We start from the raw sequence: 21,682 nt of genomic DNA on the forward strand, positions 1-21,682 counted from the left end.
ATAATGTCCCTATTGTAACTATTTAAGAGCAAACATGACAGATTACAGCAATTCTCCAGACCTTAAAGGTAGCGTATTAGGCCAATCTACTGAGTATGTAGATGTGTACACGCCAAGCTTGCTTTTCCCTATTGCGCGCAAACTAAATCGTGATGCTTTAAATATTGACGAAGCAGAGCTTCCATTTAAAGGCCAAGATATTTGGACAGGTTACGAGCTTTCATGGCTAAATACTAAAGGTAAACCGCAAGTTGCCGTGGCCTTATTTACCTTTGAATGCCAAAGCAGCCATATTATTGAGTCAAAGTCGTTTAAGCTTTACTTGAATAGCTTTAACCAAACCCGATTTGAAAGCATTGATATAGTAAAACAGCATTTAATTGATGATTTATCAAACGCGGTTAACAGCTCTGTCAAAGTGACTTTATACAATCCTGACGATTACAATTGCTTACCGTGTACGGCGCTGCCAGGTGAATGTATTGATGATTTAGATATTGAGATTAATAATTACGACATTGATGCTAATTCACTTAAAGCAAAAAGTGATAACGTAGTTACAGAAACGCTCTATAGCCACTTACTTAAATCGAACTGTTTAATTACCTCCCAGCCTGACTGGGCAAGTGTCATTATACGATACACAGGCGAGCAAATATGTCGTGAGTCGTTATTGCGTTACTTAATTTCGTTCAGAACACATAACGAATTTCATGAGCAGTGTGTTGAGCGTATTTATAGCGATTTAACAACACAACTTAATATTAAAGAGTTAGAGGTTTACGCGCGTTATACTCGTCGCGGCGGGCTTGATATAAACCCGTATCGCTCTACGCATTATAACGATACGCCATTTGCAGTTAAAATTAATCGTCAGTAGGTTATTTTAAACTGGAATATGAGTATTAAAAAAGGAGCCTAGGCTCCTTTTTACATTTTTTAATTAATACCTATTCCATTAAGTATGTGATCTAAATTTTACGCCGAAAAAACAATTCAGTTCTAGGCGTAAATTGATGTAAATGGTTGTTCCCTTTGCGAAATTTACAACAAAGAAATGGGTTGTTTTAGCAAGTAAAATAGATCAGCTATTTATTGGAATTGGTATAACTTCGCGCTTAGTGGGTATGGGCATACCACACACGTCAACGTAGTTATGTGCTTTAACAAACCAAGGTTCAACACGGTTTTTACGAGCATTTATTAAGTTTTTAAACACCGGTGAGTTTGTTTTCATCACTTTAAATATACTTTTATCGCTTTGTACATCACCAAGTACTTGTATATTGGTAATTGGGTTAAATGCTTTACCTTCACTTGGTGTGCGCGCTAAACGGTTAAAATGCTCTATACCTTCGAGCAATCGACCAAACACCGTAATATTTTTATCAAGGTAGCGCGGGCCTTGCCCTATTGTTACAAAAAACTCCGTACTCGCACTATTTTTATCGTTGTCGCGCGCCATGGCAAACACGCTACTACAATGCACTTGCCATGTTTGCGTATGTGCTGAGTTTTGAGCTACTGCAAAGCCGTTTAAAAAGCCGGTAACTGGTGCATATCCGTCGCCATTTAGCTCAGTAATTAAAAGTGGTTTGTTTGTTGTTAAATAAAACTCAGCTGGAACTGTTTTATCTGCAGTTTTAATTAACTTTTTACCCGAGCTGTCGCCACCTTGCGCTACAAAACCCTCAACAAACCGATAAACGCTGGTGTTTTTATAAAACCCTTCTCGCGCTAACTTTTTAATGTTTTGAGCGTGCTTTGGGGCAAGCTGTTCATTAAGTTCAATATACGCATCGCCCGTTGGCAGCGTTACCTTTAAAATATTTTGAGCATCCACTACTCGCCAGTCATTATCTGTTGCACTAGCAATTACCTCACTCGCGCTCAATAAAGGTAGCTCTTGTTTAGCAAAATCATCACCTAGTTGTTGAGCACAACCGCTCAATAAAACACTAAGCAGAGCTGGCAATATAACTTTCCTCATCGCTTATATCCTTATAATTATTATAGTTTTGGTTATTCCCAATCAAACTTATATAGCACATCAACATTTTGATATAGGCCGCTCGTTATTTCTATGTATAACTGAGAAAGTAACTGATAACGCACAGCCACTTCACTGAGCGAATCAAATACACCCACACTATATTTAACTTGCAAACTGGGTGCTACGTATCCTGATATTTCTACTTTGGTACTATCACCACTACCTGATGAGCTTAAACTTACATCTGACAACCCAAAGGTTTCACCTACCTTAGAAACAACCCCTTCGCTGCGGCTAACCCCTTGAGAAAGTAATAACTGTGTGAGCATAGCATCGCTTGACGAACTTTCTCCATCGCCTAAAGGTTGGCCATTAAGTAAATATGCGAGTGCTTGTGCTTGATCCATCGCAGGCTCAGAAAATATTTTAAGCGTTGGTTGTTCAACATTACCCGTAAGCGTAACCCCTGCAATGACACCATTTGCAGTCGTATCGGGGTTACGTATTGCTTTAATATTTAAAAATGGTTGTTCAATTGAACCGCTAAAACCTACTTGCCCGGTGCTGATTATTAAATCTTGCCCAAAGGCTAAGTAAGTACCTTCAATTAAGTTAAGCTCACCTGTGGCTATAATTGGTGCACCTTGACTCATTTTTATCGCTAAATCACCCGCAACTTTTGATTCCAAGCCAAACGATTCTACTTTTACATCGTTTTTAACAATCACTTTTAAATCTATGTCGTAATCAAACGGAACTGTTTCGGTGGCCTCGGTTTTTTGATCAACAATAATTTCATCATCGCTAACTTGCACTGCGCCCTCAGGAAGCTCTTCAATCATTATACGACCGTAAGGCACAACTACCTCACCAGCAAGCTTGAGTGCATTATTAGCCAAGCCTATTTTTAAATCCGGCGATACTTTAAAAGTAACCCCTTGCTGCGCGCGTACATAAAACTGATCGCCAACTACCGCCACATTTACAGCAGGTTGCGCACCTTGCCAATCAACGTCACCGGTGAGGTTTATTTTACCGCCCTGGTTGTCGTTTAAGTTGCCTTTTATTGTGGCTGTTGTTTTATCAAACAATACGTTTATATTTGATTTTTGCAGCGCTATAGGCAATTGCTCGCCCTCTAAACTAATATCGCTCACATTAAGCTCACCATTTAATAATGGATCTTTTAACGTACCTGCTAATGCGACTTTTCCACTAATATCACCTTTTAACTGCTCAAGGGTTTCAAGAAATGGTTGTAAGTCTGAAAGGAGTATTTTATCAATATTAATAGTGCCGTTAAGCGCTTGCGTATTTTGTATGTCGTCAATATCAATTTGTGTGTTTATTTTACCAAGCACACTTGATTCTAAATTAGCTTCAAGCTTGCCAACTTGAGAGTCCGAAAATGCACTAACAGTTAGAGTTTCGATTGGTAATTTAAAACGATCTTCTTCCGAGGTAAGCACCGCTTCTAAGTCGCTAGAATCGATATTTGCGCGTAATGTTTTAAGCGCACCACTTTGCCAATTAAGCGCTACATCGCCAGTTATATTACCGCGAGTACGAATGCTATTAGGTAAAAAGTGCTTAAGCTCCTCAAGAGCTAAATTGCTTAGTTTAGCATTTAGCTGACCGAGGTTTTTTGATTGGGCTAAGGTGTCTATGCACAATTTACTTTGCTCAGATGCCCAACAATGTGCACTTACATCAAAGTCGCCACTTTGCGTATTAACCATAATGGCAATATTTTTAGTATTACTAAAACTAAGCTTTTTATCGCTGAGCGTTACATTACTAAGCTCGCCATTCCAAGTGGTATTATTAATTTTGCCATTAACTTCAAACTCTACACTGCCTTGCTCAGCATCTACAGATGCCGTAAGTTGGTGATCTGTTTTGTCGCCGCTAATATCAATTTTAACGCTATTAATTTGCTGTTCGGCTACAAGCGCCGAACCAACACTTACCGAAACATCGGTTTGCCAATCGGCTGCGGTATCTAACTGCCCTCTTACTGATAATTTATTAATGTTTATTTCATCAAAAATAAAGCGATCGAGTATTAGCGCTAAATCAACAGAGGGCGTTAACCTTTCCCCCCTTACTTTTAAATTTGCGTTGCCATCGGCAGTAAATGGAATATTAGCTTTTTCATCACTTTTAAGCGTTACTTTGCCATCAACCTGCCAAGTATCATCAACTTGCCCGCTTAGTGCTAATTTATTGGTGCCACTACTTAAATAAAAACTATCAATATTAGCTTTTAACGTGTTGTCGAGCTTAAAGTTTGAAGCAAATTCTAGTGGCACGTCGTTAAGTAATCCGTTTAACTTTGTATTATTCATTTGTAGCTGCCACTTGTCGTCAGCTGCATTAAACGAGCCTTTAAACTGTCCTGAAATATCACTGGTAGCGGCATCAGTTAAGTACTGCGCTTTTAAGTTAGCAAGCGTGCCATTAAAGTTAGCCTGTATGCCTTTTTGCCAATCAACATTGGCTTTTATAGTTGCACTGCTTTCGTTTGCTTTAATGCTTAGCGCTTGTAAAGTTGCTTTGGTGAGACTGCCTTTTAATTGGGTATTTAAGTCAACAGCTGGGTACGCGCCTAATTGGCTATTCCCCTGCAGGCTAAGCTGGTAATCGTCGGCATTACCTTGTGCATTGAGGCTTACATTTCGCACTTTAAGCTCATTACTTTGTGCATCAATAAGCCACTGTTTAATTTTGCCATTTAACTCAAACGGATAGTTTTTTTGCTTTAAATTTGCCGTTGCCGTTAAACTAAGCGGATATTGTCCCTGCGTTTCTAAATTTAAGTTTAGATTTGATAAGTCGCCATTCAACTGCAAATTGGCTTGGTGCTCAACACTTTGTAAAACAACATTCCCTTTTATGGGCAAATTTCCTGCAAGCTCAGCATTAAGGTGCGTATTAAGCTGCCACTGCTCATACTTTGCTGAGAATGACTCTAAATTAATAACCGCATCTTCCACACTTAATTGCAGCGAGATGTTTTCAATAACATGCTGGGCTTCGTTTTGCTCTATCGTAATGTTAGCTATTTCAAAGTCTTCAACAACTAAATCAAGTGGTGAAGTAAATTCTATATTAGGCAGTGCGGGTAGGTGCGTCAAAGGCGCTTGAGTATTTTGCGCCATTTGTGTTTTCGCATCTTGTTCTTGCTCTTTTAAAGCAACAAGTATGGTGGGAATATTCAGGCTTTTAACCGTAAGCTTTGAACCCTCTGCTTTTGCTGAGAGTTTAAAGTTATTAACGCTTACGTTTGCACTTGGATGCTCTAGAGTAAATTTATTGATCGCAATGTTTTTTAAAGCAATATTAAAAGGTAAGCTGATTTTTTCAAGCGGCTCTGCAGCGGCTTCTTCTTGTGACTCTGCAGTTTTTGGTAATGTTAAATTTATAGATTTAGCACTTAAGTTATCTATACAAATTCCATCGCACTGCCACCAAAACAAATCAATTTTCAATTGTTGTGCATTAAAATCCAATCCGTTGCTAGTAAAGCGCACATTAAAGGCATCATTATAAATAAAACGGCCATCTTTAATTACGATATGTAGTCCATCTACCGCTTTGTTTGCACTATAAGCAATAAATTGATTACCGGGTGCGGTAAATAACAAACAAAATAGTGCAACAACTAACGTGACAAAAATAGCACTTACGGCGGCTGTTATCTTTTTTAATACTGACATTAAATTTCTGGCCCTATGGTAATACTTAAACGTGTGCTTTTACTTTCTTTTGTTAATCCCCAAGCGTGGTCTATACGCACTGGGCCAACGGGTGTTAAATAGCGAAAACCAAAACCAGCGCCTACTTCAAAATCATCAGAAAAATCATTCGTTGCAGTACCACCGTCAACAAATAAAGCTGCGCGCCAGTTTTGAGCAAACTGATAGTTGTACTCTATTGTACTGGTTAGTAAGTATTTACCACCAATGAGGTCGCCATCATCATTTTCTGGCGATATTGATTGATACGCAAAACCACGAACACTTTGATCGCCACCTGCATAAAAGCGCAGTGAGTAAGGTACGTTTTCAATATCATCAACAAGCATTGCACCAACATTTGCTTTTAAAAACACTAAATGCTTATCTAAGTATGTACGTAACCACGCATGTTGCATTTGCACCCTAATCAGATTAGTACTCGAAAGCACATCATCTAAACCAAACTCAGCAGATATAAGCCACTGCTCTCCCCAGTATGGAGTCGTGCCGCCTTTTGATTTTTTGCGGGCGTAGCTAATGCCCGGCATTAACATTTCGGTGCTTTCTTCCTCTTCATCACCGATGCGGTAGGTTTCTTGGTCGCGGCGTAAAAATGCAGTACGCACCCACTTATTTTCGGTTAACCATTGGCGCTGAATTTGCCCCGTGAGTATTTCACTGTAGGTATCGTTTGTTAGTTCATCCTCTAATTTATATCCAGCAGAAAAACGCCATAAATCATCATTCGGATCATCAACTGGAATGGTATAAGCCATGGAAATATCTTGCTGCTTTTGCGCCACATTTAAATTAGTTTCGAGATAATGGCCGTCTTCTGTGATCCACGGTTTACTCCATTTAAAACGCACTTTGGGCCCTAAGTCAGTACTAAAACCGCCGCCAATTTCATAGCTATTTGCAGGCTTGTGCAACACATCTACCTTAATAGGTACTTGGCTATTTTTACGCGCAGCAATATCGGCGTAAACGCGCACGCTTGCAAAATAAGGGGTGCTTGATAAATCCAAATTATAGTCAGCAATATGTGTTGATTTATAAGGTTGACCCTGAGTAAAAGGCGCAAGCGAGCGTATGTATTTTTCAGCAGGCGTATTACTAGCTATTTTTATATCACCAAACTGGTATCTAACCCCAGTATCAATTACAAAAGTAATAACAGCACTATTTTTCTTAAGTGACACTTCTAATTTGCGCGCTGGCCACTTTGCATCAAAATAGCCAAGCTCCAATAGCATAGATTCTATTTTTTTATGAGCAGAGTCATATCTACCATGATTTAAAACATCACCTTGTTTTAAGTTGGTATTTTTAATTAATGCCTGTAATTGAGTATCATTTTGGCCATCGCCGTTTAGCGTAATATTAATTGCTTCTATGCGTGTTGCAGGACCTCGCTCAACTTTAACAATTAGCTCGCTGTTGTCTTTATCATAAATAACCTCGACGGTCGGGCTATAATAACCAAGTGCTTTAATACTATTTTGTACTTGCTTTTGGGCATAACGACGAAGTGTACGGGTTGGTTTTTCACCAATTAATTGCTTGAGATAAAGGGCTACGTTATTTTCTAAATCGCCACTTAACCCTTTAATTTCGTAATCTTCTATGACTTTTTCTGCCGCATAGCTACTTGTCGCAATTAAAGCGCTCACAACACACATGCAACGTAAAAACTTAATAAACAAGTAAATATCCTTACTTTTAATATCTTACATAAAACTGGCTGATTACGCGCATATTAGCATAGCCATAATGAGCAACACATTAACTTAATGACAATCTAATGCGTAAATTTAACTTTGAATAAGTATCAGCATAATTAAAATTAGTACGCGTTAAGACAATATTTTAGTTACAATAGTGCCTACGAATAAAAAATTAATTTTAAATGAGTTTTTAATGCAATTCCCTGATGATGATAACGGCCAACTTTTAGCCGAAATAGCCGCTGCTGGCATTGATTTAAATAAAATGCACCAAGTCGATTTTTTTATTTTATTTGAACAAGAAGCCGATGCTGAAAAATTTGCTAAAGAAATAGTTTCTGATGCATTAGTTCAAAAGGCTGAGCTTGAAAAATGTAAAGACACTGGCGTTTGGGAAGTAATCACTCAAGTACAAATGGTGCCAGAGCACACCCTTTTAGGCCAAGCTGAGCAATACATTGAAAGCATTGCTAATAGCTTTAATGGATATGGTGACGGCTGGGGATTAATGGACGGTGACGAGGCTTAGTTGCCTTTTAATTGTATTAGTTCAATGCACTCTATCAGTTAAGCTTAACGGCTTAACTGATTTGCCTTCCTAAAATTGCCTTTATAGTCAAATAGCTTATCAGCCACTTTCCAACCATACTTTTTGCTTTTTCGTGCAATAACAAAATCTGGTGGTACTAATTCAAATTGTGCGCTTAGTACTTGCGCTGCATTTTTAAAATTAATAGGTGTTTGTCCAAGTCCTACTCGTAGACCAAATTGCTTATTAAATATAAATTGCCCGCCTTTATTTGCGAGATTATATACCTCATCGCAACTTGCGCCATCTTCATCAAAATACGTTACTTTAATAAGTTCATCTTTAATTTGAGTAACCGATAACCCACTACATCGAAGCACAAGTGCGTCTTTTAAGTTTAATGCATTACGTAACTTATCATCAGGGTCGGCCATTACCGCGCCGCAATCATGGCATTTACGTGCCGCAATGTCATTTTGGGCGCCGCACTGCTCACATTCTTTAAACCTAAAACGATAATCGCACTGCTCTTTTGTACCTTCATCATCTTCTAACAGGCCTTGGCAACGCCTGCCAAAGTGCTCTATTACTTTGCCAGTGGAGTCTGTTTTACCCCAGAATATATTCGCAAACCCACAACCTGGGCAAAGTACCTGCACAGGTTCATTATCACTATCGCCTTTTTTATCACCTACTTCTGGGTGAAATAAATTAAAACCATTGCCAGCATAATCTATTACTAAGCAATCCGTTTTTGATTCAGATAACCTTAAACCTCGCCCCACAATTTGTTGATATAAACTAACTGATTCTGTAGGTCTTAAAATAGCTATAAAGTCGACATGTGGCGCATCAAATCCTGTAGTTAATACCGAAATATTAACTAAATACTTTAATTGCTTAGCTTTAAATTGCTTAATGATTTTATCGCGCTCAGTGTTTGGCGTATCACCTGTGATTAGTGCACTTTGATGAGCTGGCAAGTAGCTTAATATTTCCTGGGCATGCATTACCGTGGCGGCAAAAACCATAACCCCTTCGCGCTCTTCACTGTATTGAATTACTTGCTGTAATATAGCCTGCGTTGCGCGCTCACTGTTTTTTAAAAGCGCATTCATGTCATCAGTCGTATATTGCCCAAATGCATTGCTATCTAAGGACGAAAAATCATAATGGCTAATTGCTGCATCAACTTCGTTAGGCGGCGTTAAATAATTATGTTTGATCATATACCTGAGCGGCAATTCAAAAATACAACTTTTAAACGGACTTTCTTGAGTACCCTTAACAAAACCATGATAATGGTGGTGGTATATCCACCCCATTCCTAACCGATAAGGTGTTGCTGTTAAACCCAATACTTTTAACTGAGGGTTATACTCTTTTAAACTGTTTATTACTTTACCGTACTGACTTTTTTTATCCCCATTTACCCTGTGGCATTCATCAATAATAAGTAATGAATAATGCTCATTTAATTTATTTAAATTACGAGAAAGTGATTGCACACTGGCAAAGGTTACTTGATGGTTTAATGATTTTTCTTTTAAGCCTGCTGAAAATATACTCGCCTCTAAGCCAAAACTTTTATATTTTTGTGAATTTTGCTCTACCAGCTCTTTTACATGAGCAAGCACTAATATTTTTTGCTTAGCTATACGGGCAAGTTCAGCAATAACCAAACTCTTACCTGCGCCGGTTGGTAGTACAATAACGGCAGGATCATTACTCTTTCTAAAGTGTAAAACGGTGCGTTCTACGGCTTCTTGTTGGTAAGGTCTTAGTTTATAGCTCATGGGAAAACAAATAGGTTCGAGTGCGGAGATTTTAGCAAATAATAGCTGGGAGTTTTAAACTTTAATTATATTTTATTGAGGGGTAAACAAAAAAGAGAAGCCGAAGCTTCTCTTATATTTAGCTTTAAGCTAAAAACTTTTCAAGCTCAACACCTTCAAACGCTTTAGGACGACGGCCACGCCCAGTCCATTCAATAGTCTCACCATTAAGTTCCATACGGTACTTAGGCTTAACTTTGGTGCGCTTGTCTGATGCTCCATCTTGTAAATCTTCTAGCGTAAGTCCTTTTTCTTTTAAAAGATCCAAAACTTCCTGTTTCGCTTTTTGCTGCTGGGTATATTTTGAAATTGCATCATTGATAAGCTGTTGAGCTTTTTCAAGCTCTGTTAATGATGCTGTTTTAATAAAAGATCGGACTTCTTTCATCTATATCTCGCTAAATTGTGTGATTGGAATTATTTAATTATTCCTACTTAGTATAATGCCAAGTAGTTATTTTTACCATTCAAAGACACCTGCTGCTTTAAGCTTTATAAAAAAATACTTTTACAATAGTATAATTATCAAATCTAGAGGCTATAAAATGACAATGCAATACTTTTAACCGAGTAGACTCAATAACTAGAGATTACCCTTTTTTACCGTGGCTAAAAACACTAAGTTCATATTTAGCCTATTTATTAAATAGTACATGCATATAAAAATCACAATATTAAAATTATTTAACTTTATATACATGTATTAATAAAATGGTAAATAACTATAGATGTTTAGCTAAAAACTTTTCAATTTTAGTATATAGCTCTATTTTATTCTCTTCTTTTTGGAATCCATGTCCTTCGTTATCTTTCATAATCCACTCATCGTCAGATAATATAATTCCGCGCTCTTCTAAAGAATCTCTTAAATCGAGTGCATGTTTTTTTACAACACGAGGATCCTTGGCTCCTTGCACAATCATTAATGGCGCTACTATTTTATCTACATGATGAAGTGGAGACATTTTTTTCATTAAAGCTTTATCATCAGGGTTACCAATTTGCTTTTCTAGAAGCTCTCTTTGTGGTTCCCAATGCTTAGGAAGCGAGTCAAAAAGTAACTCAACGTCAGTTATACCTACATAATTAATACCACATTTATAAAGCTCTGGAGTAAAAGTAAGACCGGCCATAGTTGCATAACCGCCGTAACTAGAACCATAAATACATACTCTTTTTGGATCTATAACCCCCTCACCTACCAAGTACTCAATAGCGTCGGTTAAGTCATTTTGCATCTCGGCGCCCCATTTACCGCCATAGCCTGCTTGTTGAAATTTTCTCCCATAACCACCTGAACCACGAAAGTTGACTTGAACTGTTGCATAGCCCCGACTCGCAAAAAATTGCGTCTCAGAATTAAAACCCCATGCGTCTCTAATACCATAAGGGCCGCCATGTGGATTAACAATCAAAGGTAAATTTTTACCGTTGCTATCTTTTGGTATTGTTAAATAGCCACGAATAGTTAAACCATCACGGCTATTAAACTTAATTGGTTTCATAGGTGATAACTGACTTTTATCAATCCAGCCCATAGGTGAAACTAATGATTTGAGCGTATTTTTTGATTTATTGAACAAATAATAATGACCAGGATCTGTATCACTACCAACATATACAACGTTCAGTGCTTCATTTTTTGAGCTGCTAACTACATTAACAACTTTATCTTTAAAAGCGCTCTTCAATGAGGCCATCATCTCGGCGGTTTCTTTATCAAAATAAGCTACTTCAGGGTATTCATCTAAATACCTGACTCCGATTAGCTTTTTACGTTTAGTCGATAACATTAAATTAGAGACATCAACTTCTGGCATGCCAAAGATTAATTCACCTAACTCGTTTTTATCAGGATGAAAATAATAAATAGCTGACGTATCTCTATTAATATTTGAAGCTACAAATAGTGTTTTATTATCAAAATCGAAAGCCAGAGGTGTAATATTTTCTTCTTCAACGCTATAGTCACGTAATATACGAAACTCTTTTTCACCTTTATTCTTATAATAAAACTTACCTTTTAAGCCATTGATAGCAACAGCACCTCTCACTTCACCATCATGATCTAAAAGCCAACCCTGAAAATCACCTGGATTCTTAGCCAGAATCTTCATTTTAAAATTTCTTTCTCGCTTTCTATCCCATTTACTATTAAGAGGTAATTTATAAAGATCCGGAGCTTTAATATTTCTTCCATTATATTGAATAACAATATGCTCTGGAGCATTAGGTAGCATATGGACAATGCTTGCAGAACGGATACCTGAGGCTCCTACTTTAGAGCCAACTAACTCAATAACTCTCGCTTTTTTAGCGTTAACATTGATTTTATAAAGGCTAAAAGCTTCATTTCCATCACTATCAAGCTTAAAAACAATTTCATCATCATTAGCCCATGAAAAATCATTAATATCTTGATCATCAAACTTTGTTACCGCCTTTGCATTTTTTAACCCGTCAGTTTCAAGTATAACAATATTTTTTCTCTCATTTATTGGAGATAGTACTGCTAAATACTTACCATTTGGGGAAAGCTGAAGATTAGAGAATTTAGGATTTTTAAAAAAATCTTCAATTTTTGGTTGTGCCTTCTGAGCATTGATTTCAAAAGAAATAATACACAAGTAAGAAATTACTATTAACTTAAATATTGCTGACATAATACTTCCAAATAAATTAAGTGCTTACTAACAACAGCTTGCTGAGAGAGACTTCACTTATTAGTAAATAAAAAAGCCCTACTAAATAGCAGGGCTTTATTCTTTGTAACTAAATTAGATAATGCTTAGAACGACTGCTCTAAACGTAAGTACAATGAACGACCTGTTTGATCATATAGAGACCAGTTAGAGTCTCGGTAATCACGGAAGCCATCGTAGAAGCTAGGTGCAGCTTTATCAAATAAGTTATTTACACCTAAAGCAATTTTGGTATTTGTAGGTGCAACATAGCTTACTTGAACGTTATGTTTGAAATAGCTAGGAATATCAGCATAGTAATCAACGCCGTACTCTTCATTACCCGAATCTTGAGTACCAACATAGAACATAGTCCACGTAGCTGAGAAGTCTTCATAAGCGTAGTTAATCGCTAAATCTGATTTCCATTCTGGATAATCTTGTAAGCCAGCGTAATCAAATGCATCAGATTCTGAATCAGCTACTTCTTCAAATGATAAAACTCGAGATACATTTAATGTGCTCGTAAAGTTACCAAAGTCAGTATCAAAACGGTATCTAGCTGTAAAGTCTATACCGTCAGTAGATAGCGAGCTCTTGTTCACGTAACCAGTGTACATGTAATCAATTTTACCTGTATCAGCACTACGCTCAATTGCATTTGGAGTAGAGTTTAAACCACCTTGTTCAATTTCAAGGCGAAGAAGTTCAGAATTATCTACACTATCAATTTTATCATCGTAATTGATTGAGTAATATGTTAATTCAAGCGAAAGGTTTTCAACTGCATCCCAAACGAAACCTACCGTTGTAGAATCACCTGTTTCAGCTTGAAGTTCAGTATTACCACCAAACCACGTTGCAACTTGCTCACCTGCATCAGCACAATAACCATCAGTTTCTTGTCCTGGGTTAGCAGAACACCAAGCTGTATCACGAACAGTTGGGAAGCTTAATGCGTAAGATTGGAACATCTCACCCATGTTTGGAGCACGGAATGACTCCCCCCAAGAACCACGAAGTAATAAAGTATCTGTTGGACGCCAAGTTAAACCAACTTTTGGTACAAATTTGTCAAACGTAGTACTTTTTTTACCAAGATTTGTTGTACCACTTTGCTCATACTTTTCGTATCGACCAGCAACTGTCAAATCAACATCATGTGGGAAAGAAGCTTGTACTTCAAAGTAAGCAGCTGTACGGTCACGATCTGCATAAACATCATCACCACCTGAACCACCAGAAATAAATCCATTCGCTGATTCTGGATCACTGATTTGGGTAAAATCAATTTGCTCAAATTCACCACCAACAACACCGGCAACTATAAATTCACCGTCATCTAGTAATGTCGTTGAAATTAGACCATCGATTTGTTTACTTTCGTAACGACCTTCATAAGTACCTGTATGATTTGCTTCTTGATAAAGCTCACCCATACTTGTGCTCCAGTCATCGTAACTCATGCCTGATACGTTAAATACATCGTACTCACCAGTATCAATTGCCGCTTGGAAGGCAACGTCATTAACTAGGTTTTTACCAAATGAGTTAGTTTTTGAAACACTGTTTTGGAAGTTTACTTCCCAATCAAGACCATTACCAAGATCGGTAAAGCCTTCAAGGCCAACTAAAATATCTGTTGTTGTAACTTCAGTTGTTGTATCACGGTTACCAATTGGCACAGCTCGAGTAAAAATGCGTACATCTTCATCTGATGGGCTATATTGGTTATCTGCACTCATGTAAATAGGCGTAGTAGATACTGGTGTACCAGCATAACGTGCATCTGTTTCATTGAAGCTAGCCATCGCACGACCAATGAAACGAATATTGTCTGTTAGTTCATAAGTGAAGTTAGACAAAAATGAGTTTTTGTTTGTATCAGGGTAAAACTTAGTTACTTCACCGTAGCTATATGTACAACGGCCATTACCATCAGCATCAATAGTATTTACAGTATTAGGTTCTGCATCACATAGATCTGAATTTGCATGGTAGCCTGTGCTATCTAAATAGTTAGATACTGGGCTGTACGAGCTGTATGCACCGTAAGTTTCATCATCTAGTGCCCATATATCTCTATCGTAAATAGCATCGCTTTCAGAGTGTTCGAAAGTGAAAACAATATTACCTTTTTCAGCAGTAAAACCTGACGATACAGAGAAAGTACTGCTATCACCGCCGTCAACACTTGGTTGATTAAATTCATATTTAAGATTTAAACCGTCGAAATCTTTTTTAGTGATGATGTTAATTACACCAGCAACCGCTGCAGAACCATATACTGCAGAAGCACCATCACGTAAGATTTCGATACGCTCAACGATAGCCATTGGAATTAGAGAAGTATCTGCAGATGCACCAGAAGAAGTACTTGTTCCAGGCATACGACGGCCATCTAATAATACTAGAGTCGCATCAGAACCTAAACCACGTAAGTTAATACTTGAAGTTGCAGAAGAACCTGCGCCGTAGCCAGAAACACCAGTCCAAGAACCGAATGAGTTTGAAGATAAGTTGTTAAGTACATCTCCTACAGATGGCTCACCTGACAAGTTAATATCTGCTGCAGTAATAACTGTTACTGGAGAGCTATTTTCAAGATCAACCTGTTTAATACGAGAACCAGTTACTTGAATACGTTCTACTTTATCTGCGCTTTCTTCAGCTGCGAATGAACTAGCCGAAAAAGCAGCTGTAGATGCCGCGCCAAAAGCTATCGCTAAGCGAACCGCTTTCGAGATTTTATTATTTAACATTGGATTACCCCTAGAATATTTTTTAATTATTTTGTTTTCAAAACGGTCTGCAATTCATCACAGTACCTATTTCGATTTGAATAGTAGGCCCAACCCAAGCAAAAGGTCAACACTTTGACAACGAAAAAACACATTAATTTACAACAACTTAAAGAAACAAAAAACTAACACGTTGCAATATTATCACTATTAACAAAGGAGCAATATTCAACTTTTTGGAGTTATGCTAAGAAAATGAAATTAAATGTAAACAAACCTTGAAAGTGAATTAACATTTGTAGATTATGGTGTTTCTAACAAACAAAGGAATTGCTATGAAAACTCACCTCGTATGTATTTTAATACTCACTATCTCCTTCTCGGCTTTCGCTGACTTAAAAGAACTTCCGGAAGAATTTTCAGATTTTAGTTTAAATAGAGATATTACTGTCTCATATGATGACTTAGATACTCTTCTAAGTTTTACTGTAATTGATACTGGAGCATCAGATCGTTCCAAACTAAATTCTCAAGCCTCTATAGGTACAAGAATGAAGTCGCATAAAAATAACGACACAGCATTAGAAGCAAATCGTTTCTTCTTTGAAGAAGTAACAAAATCAGAGATTAAAGACGGTTTTTATAAGATCAGAGTTAGCCTAGAAAGTCTGCCAAATGAAATCTCACTTAACGAACTCAGCCTTGATGAGCAACTTGCTTATTGGTTAAACCTTTACAATACAGCCATGTTAGAAAAACTGATCACACACTATCCTATTCGCGATACAGAAGATTTACTCTTTGGCAGCAATTCAATTTTAGAGGATGAGTTTTTAAATGTTGCTGGCCATAAACTTTCTTTAAACGACATACAACAAAATATTGTTTTTAAAAAGTTTGGTATAAAAAAACCAATAGTTATGTATGGGTTTTATCAAGGAAATATAGGAAGTCCTAACATTCGTGCCGAAGCATATAAAGGAAACAAGGTTTATCATCAATTAGTTGAAAACGCTGAAGAATTCGTCAATTCAAATAGAGGAACTAGTATCAAGCGAAAAAATCGCCTTTATGCCTCTAAGTACTATGAGCAAGTTAAACCATTATTCGAAAACTTCGAGAAAGATTTACGAGAGCACCTAAAAGACTATGCAAACCCGCCAATGAGCTCTGATATAAAATATGCTAAGAGCTTTAAAATAGGTATTGAAGATTGGAGAATCACTGATATTTATGGCACAGAGCGAAAGTTTGGTGGCGCAGCGTCAACAAATCCTGCCGCCATGCTCAATGCTGTTGCAAATAACTCATCAAAACCAATAGGAGCTGATGGCGCAGGTTCAGGACTAGGTGCTGTTAACATAAGCTTTTTATCTAATTCTATTTCGGAGAAAACAATGGACTTTGGCCGCTTTTCTCCAGAAATGCTCGAAAAAATTAGAGCTCTCAAGCTAAAAGAAACTGATAATAGTGGCTCTGTAAAAATAAAAGACCTTTAATAAATTTTATTATTTAACTTTAAAAAACACCCTGTTAACATGGTACGAAAAATAGGGTGTTTTATGTCTAACTTTCTTAACTCTGCGCTCGCTGCTTATAATTCACGCCAATATAACCAAGCTATTCTTTTTTTAAACAAATGTGATATTAAAACTGTTGATTGGTATATTTTACTTGCCGCTACATATAGCGCACTTAACCAAAATGAAAATGCCGAACAAACATATTCTTACGCAGTAAATAAGTTTCCTTCATCCCTCCCTCTAATTGAAAACTATACAAACTTGCTGTGCAGAACTGCTAAACATTCGTTATGTTTAAACTTTTTAAAAAACACAAGGTATTTGGCATTAAGCAAAAAGGTATCTCTGAATTTTATAGAAAGCTTGATCAAAACCAACCAGTTGTTACAAGCAAAAAAGGAACTTTCTAAAACCGTATCTGATGAAACCTTAAAAGAGAGATATCACTGGTTAAAGCTTGAATTACTAGAACGTTTGGGTGACTTAGAATTAGTTGAAAGCTATTACCTCTCTTTACCTGCCGATTTAAAAAATCAATTTTTATTTAAATATAAACGTGCTTGTAATTTTCGCAATATGGGTAAATTCGACAATGCTTTAGATATATTTTTAATGCTAAGCGATAAGCAGAACAAGTATAGCCCCGAGGTTAACTTTTTGATTGGCTGTACTTACTATGATTTACTAAAGTTTGAGCTCTGTGAGCAGTATTTAAAACGATGTCTTGAACAGGCTCCTAACTATATACCTGCGCATGAGTGTTTAAATAAATTATACTGGGATCGTGCAAACAAATCAGCCCTTATGAGCTCCTACAATAGTACATTCTTAAATCATGCTAAAAACCCACAACTAGTTCAATCACAACTAGCTCAGCTTTTACATTTTAAAGATTTTAATCAAGCCCTTGATGTATCTTCACAAGCTATTAGGCTCTTCCCTGATAACTTAGACATAAAACATGCTCATGGCATCATTTTAGGTAAGCATGGGCAAAGTGATAAAGCATTCATTATATTAGATGAGCTTGTATCACAGGCTCCCCAATCAGCAAGATATAGTGTAGATTTGGCAAACTACTGTATTGAAAATTTTGAATATAAAAAAGCAATATTGCACTTAAACACTGCAGTTAAACACAACCCTTTTAATCAAGAAATCTGGGCTTATTTATCCACAGCTTGGCGCTTAGCTAAAGACGATAAATATCATTGGTTAACTAATTACGATATGTTTGTTAAAACAATGGCTCTACCTACGCCTAAAGGCTACAAGTCGTTTGACTCTTTTGGGAAGGAACTCAAGGAACTATTACTTACTTTACACACTAAAGAACAAGACCCGCTTGATCAAAGTGTTCGAAGAGGAAGTCAAACTGAAGGACACTTACTCTATCGCTCAAATACGTTACTCTCATTATTTAAGCAGTCAATGGAGTCATGTATATCTACTTACTTAAATGATTTACCAGCAGATAGTATGCACCCATTAACGGCAAGGAATAGCCTAAACTTTACTGCCAAAGGCAGCTGGTCAGTAAAACTAGAAAATGGAGGATATCATGCCAATCATATTCATCCTCACGGTTGGTTGTCAGCACCCAGCTATATTTCTATACCTGATGAAATGAGTAAAAATGATCCACTTAAAAATGGCTGGTTAAAGTTAGGAGAAACATGCCTTGACCTAGGAAAAAGAGAATCAATAGATCGCGAGATATGCCCTGAAAGTGGACAAATTATCATTTTTCCTAGCTATATTTGGCATGGCACAAATGAGCTTAAAAGCGATAGACCTCGCTTAACAATACCTAGCGATATTATGCCAATTGGTTAATCTAGTTGATTGAAATTCAAACTAGTGCTATAAAAATAAACAAAAACAAAAACAAAAACAAAGGATTGATCATGATAAAATGCTTGCTACTTATAATCGCTATTGTTTTTATTCCAGTGAAAGCTGAAGAATTCTCTTTACCCGAAGAGTTTTCAGATTTTGGCTTAAATAGGGATATAAGCATATCTTATGAAGACCTAGACCAACTTCTAGAGTTAACCGTTATTGACATGGGTTTATCTGATAGGACTATTCTAAAACCAATAGTAGGTAATGGCACAAGGTTACGATCTAATAGAGACAGAGATACGGCTTTAGAGGCTAACCGCTTTTATTTCGAAGAAGTTGTAAAATCGGATATTAAGCTAGGTTTTAAAGTAATTCGCCAAAGCCTAGAAAAAGTACCTGAAGAAGTCCCTTTAAACGCATTAACCTTAGATGAGCAATTAGCTTATTGGCTAAACTTATATAATACAGCCATTATTGAAAAGTTAATTGAACATTACCCAGTTCGAAATGCAAAAAAATTACTCGAAGGTGAAAGCTCAATACTAAACGATAAATTTATAAATGTTTCAGGCCATACCTTGTCACTTAATAATATTCAACATGATATCGTTTTTAAGAAATTTGGGAATAAGAAAATAGTAATGTATGGCTTCTATCAAGGGATAATCGGAAGTCCGAATTTACGTAACGAAGCTTACACAGCTGATAAGGTATATAAACAACTTTCAGGTAATGCTGAAGAGTTTGTAAACTCCAACCGAGGCGTTCAAGTTAAAAGAAATCGTCTAAGCGTTTCTATTTTTTATGATCAAGCAAAAATTTTATTTCCTGACTTTGAGAACGATCTACTAAAGCATATTTTAAACTATTCTGATTCTTCTATTAACTCACAAGTAGAAGATTCGGAAGAATTAATTCTAGCTATTGAGGACTGGAATGTAACCGACATATACGGCACTGAGCGCTCATTTGGTGAGGGTAATGCCACCAACAAAGCGGCCTTACTCAATGCCGTAGCAGCCAATAGTAACGTGCCTGGTGCAGGCGCTATGAACCTTAGCTTCCTAAGCGATATGTTATCCTCTAAAGTTAGCTCTCAATCTCGCTTTTCACCTGCAGTATTAGACAAAATTAATAAGCTTCGTCTCAAGAAAAAAATCAATAGTAGTAGTGTTAAAATAAAAGACTTACCCACTAAATAATTAAATTGTATTCAGCGCTCTATTGAGTGCTGAATACTCTCAGTGATTAATCTAATACATTATTAAACTCTTCAAAATCAGAAATAGATAAGCTTTCTTTAATATACCTACTGAAATTTTTATATCTTCCCGATGAAGATGTATAAAGAGGCTTTCTCACCTGCCAAACACTAGCAGTACTTACAATATTTTTTTGTTGATGAAATAAACCGCTTTCACCTTGATATTTTACGCCTAAAAATTCGAACAGAGGCAATAATACCCCCTCGGGCTTTGAAACAAGTTCATCATAATTGACTGTAAAAATATCATTAGGATACTTTTTTAGCCAATGTGCTTTAACACGCTGCTGCGCTTTATGATAGTGCACTGTATCATTCAGTGCGGTCGCATAATTCAAACTTGGGCCTAAATGTTGAAAGTAAGCTGATAAACTGTTATCTCTAATATCGCGCTGTGTCCAAATAACTTTTGCTTCAGGGTACATCATTTTAATTATATCAATGTATAAGTAGTTCTCAGGCCGTTTATCAGTAACAAGACTACTTTTTCCCGCTCTTAACTTTAATTCTTTCTCATAACCTTGCTGAAATAATGTTGAGTTAACCGTGCTTGACAGCACTTTAGGCTTATCAATTAGATTGAATAGTTGCTTATGCAAGTAATCAATCTCTCCTCCATTGCTAATCACCTCAGAAGTGCAAATTATTTGTTCTATTAAGGTTGAACCAGACCTAAACATGCCACAAATAATAATTGGAACAATATCGCCAGTCTTACTTTTTACGTTACTAAGCTCTCTTGCTAGTGTGTTACTTACTTGATGTTCGATATCAACCCTGTTGTATTGCGGGATATATTTTCGATTAAAACTATTGGCTTTAGTATAATAAGACCATGATTTTTCATAATCTTTGCTATCGTCAAAAGCTTTTCCAAGCGCATAATACATATCAGCTTTTAACACATCATCTTCTGTAGCTTCTAAAATAGATAGGCTTTTTAGTTCGTATTCTAACGCTTCTTTTTTATTAAATGTTTGTATATCAGCAATTCTCGCATGCGCCAGACCATATAAAGGATTTATCTTTAATACCTGATTAAAGCTCTTTAAACAGTTTTGCTTATCACCAAGCTGCTCATATATATTAGCAAGATTAAAATAGGCATTAATTTTATTTGGTTCAACTGTAATTGCCTGCTGTAAATAATTAGTCGCAGTCCCATAATCAATTAAAAGCTCAGAGTAGACGGATGCTAACTCCACATAAGCGGTATATATGTCGTGGTAACCAAGCTCGATAGCTGCTAAGAAAGATGTACTTGCAAGAATACCATTGCCATCTTTTTTTGCCATTTCACCCAATTGAAAATACGACATTGCGCTATCCGGTACTATTTCAGTGTATTTTTTAAGTAAGTCTATTGCTAAAGAGAATTCATTACTGGCGGCATATAACTGACAAAGAGTATTTACATAATCGAATTTTTTGGGGACTATTGAAATGAGTCTTCTACAAACTTCCTTACTTTTTAGTAAATCTCCTTCATTCATAGCTACTTTAAACAATACAGCTAAAGCTTGCTCATTAACTTCAGGGTTGTCGCATAAACCTTCTAGGGTTGCTTTTCCTGCCACAATCTTTCCACTATTCAATTGCTGTATTGCAAACAGTAAACTTTCTTTTACCGATTTCATTTTTTCCCCATAAAAAAAGCGAGCCTAAGCTCGCTTAATATACATTAATTAATTCAAATTAGAATTTTAATGAAAGGCTCGCATGGAAGTAACGACCTAACGAATCGTAGTAACCAGCAATAGCATTTGCGTTTGTTGATAATGAACCACCAACTAGAGGTGCCTCT

The 21,682-nt window shown here is 36.7% G+C and carries 13 protein-coding genes; 5 read left to right on the top strand and 8 right to left on the bottom strand.

What is annotated here, in order from left to right:
- Window positions 1-34 precede the first annotated feature (34 nt).
- A complete protein-coding gene (gene queF, locus H5089_RS17455; RefSeq protein WP_182712742.1) occupies window positions 35-880 on the top strand; it encodes an NADPH-dependent 7-cyano-7-deazaguanine reductase QueF in 846 nt (281 codons plus the stop codon).
- Between the two features lie 204 nt (window positions 881-1,084).
- On the opposite strand, the gene H5089_RS17460 is transcribed toward queF, so the two are convergent.
- Genes H5089_RS17460 through H5089_RS17470 form a run of 3 tightly spaced genes read right to left on the bottom strand, consistent with a single transcriptional unit; the run spans window position 1,085 to window position 7,439 of the window.
- The gene (locus H5089_RS17460) at window positions 1,085-1,990 is read right to left on the bottom strand and encodes a peptidylprolyl isomerase (RefSeq protein ID WP_182712743.1); all 906 of its coding nucleotides are present in this window, start codon (window positions 1,988-1,990) and stop codon (window positions 1,085-1,087) included.
- Between the two features lie 32 nt (window positions 1,991-2,022).
- On the bottom strand, window positions 2,023-5,712 hold the full coding sequence (locus H5089_RS17465; RefSeq protein WP_182712744.1) for a translocation/assembly module TamB domain-containing protein: 3,690 nt from the start codon (window positions 5,710-5,712) through the stop codon (window positions 2,023-2,025).
- Entirely contained in the window at window positions 5,712-7,439 is a 1,728-nt protein-coding gene (locus H5089_RS17470; RefSeq protein WP_182712745.1) for an autotransporter assembly complex family protein, read from the bottom strand. The genes H5089_RS17465 and H5089_RS17470 overlap by 1 nt, the downstream gene beginning before the upstream one ends.
- Window positions 7,440-7,653: 214 nt before the next feature.
- On the opposite strand from H5089_RS17470, the gene H5089_RS17475 reads away from it, so the two are divergent.
- On the top strand, window positions 7,654-7,989 hold the full coding sequence (locus H5089_RS17475) for a ribonuclease E inhibitor RraB (RefSeq protein WP_002958248.1): 336 nt from the start codon (window positions 7,654-7,656) through the stop codon (window positions 7,987-7,989).
- A gap of 44 nt (window positions 7,990-8,033) precedes the next feature.
- Here H5089_RS17475 and H5089_RS17480 read toward each other — a convergent pair whose 3' ends face one another.
- From H5089_RS17480 to H5089_RS17495, 4 genes are all read right to left on the bottom strand, one after another.
- Entirely contained in the window at window positions 8,034-9,785 is a 1,752-nt protein-coding gene (locus H5089_RS17480; protein ID WP_182712746.1) for a DEAD/DEAH box helicase, read from the bottom strand.
- A gap of 124 nt (window positions 9,786-9,909) precedes the next feature.
- A complete protein-coding gene (locus tag H5089_RS17485; protein WP_002958250.1) occupies window positions 9,910-10,212 on the bottom strand; it encodes an H-NS family nucleoid-associated regulatory protein in 303 nt (100 codons plus the stop codon).
- Window positions 10,213-10,546: 334 nt separating this feature from the next.
- Window positions 10,547-12,487 carry a S9 family peptidase gene (locus tag H5089_RS17490; protein WP_182712747.1) on the bottom strand — a complete coding sequence of 647 codons (1,941 nt, stop codon included), beginning with the start codon at window positions 12,485-12,487 and terminating at the stop codon, window positions 10,547-10,549.
- 125 nt (window positions 12,488-12,612) lie between these two features.
- Window positions 12,613-15,267: a TonB-dependent receptor gene (locus H5089_RS17495; RefSeq protein WP_182712748.1), complete on the bottom strand. Its 2,655-nt coding sequence runs from the start codon at window positions 15,265-15,267 to the stop codon at window positions 12,613-12,615.
- 314 nt (window positions 15,268-15,581) lie between these two features.
- On the opposite strand from H5089_RS17495, the gene H5089_RS17500 reads away from it, so the two are divergent.
- The 3 genes from H5089_RS17500 (at window position 15,582) to H5089_RS17510 (ending at window position 19,816) form a co-directional block, all read left to right on the top strand.
- The gene (locus H5089_RS17500; RefSeq protein ID WP_182682303.1) at window positions 15,582-16,745 is read left to right on the top strand and encodes a DUF547 domain-containing protein; all 1,164 of its coding nucleotides are present in this window, start codon (window positions 15,582-15,584) and stop codon (window positions 16,743-16,745) included.
- Between the two features lie 63 nt (window positions 16,746-16,808).
- Entirely contained in the window at window positions 16,809-18,605 is a 1,797-nt protein-coding gene (locus H5089_RS17505; RefSeq protein WP_182712749.1) for a putative 2OG-Fe(II) oxygenase, read from the top strand.
- 5 nt (window positions 18,606-18,610) lie between these two features.
- On the top strand, window positions 18,611-19,816 hold the full coding sequence (locus tag H5089_RS17510; RefSeq protein WP_182712750.1) for a DUF547 domain-containing protein: 1,206 nt from the start codon (window positions 18,611-18,613) through the stop codon (window positions 19,814-19,816).
- 46 nt (window positions 19,817-19,862) lie between these two features.
- Here the strand turns inward: H5089_RS17510 and H5089_RS17515 are convergent, their stop codons facing one another.
- Window positions 19,863-21,515 carry a tetratricopeptide repeat-containing sulfotransferase family protein gene (locus tag H5089_RS17515; protein ID WP_182712751.1) on the bottom strand — a complete coding sequence of 551 codons (1,653 nt, stop codon included), beginning with the start codon at window positions 21,513-21,515 and terminating at the stop codon, window positions 19,863-19,865.
- Window positions 21,516-21,682: the final 167 nt, after the last annotated feature.

This window comes from Pseudoalteromonas sp. SR45-1, assembly GCF_014163655.1.
GTDB lineage: Bacteria > Pseudomonadota > Gammaproteobacteria > Enterobacterales > Alteromonadaceae > Pseudoalteromonas > Pseudoalteromonas distincta.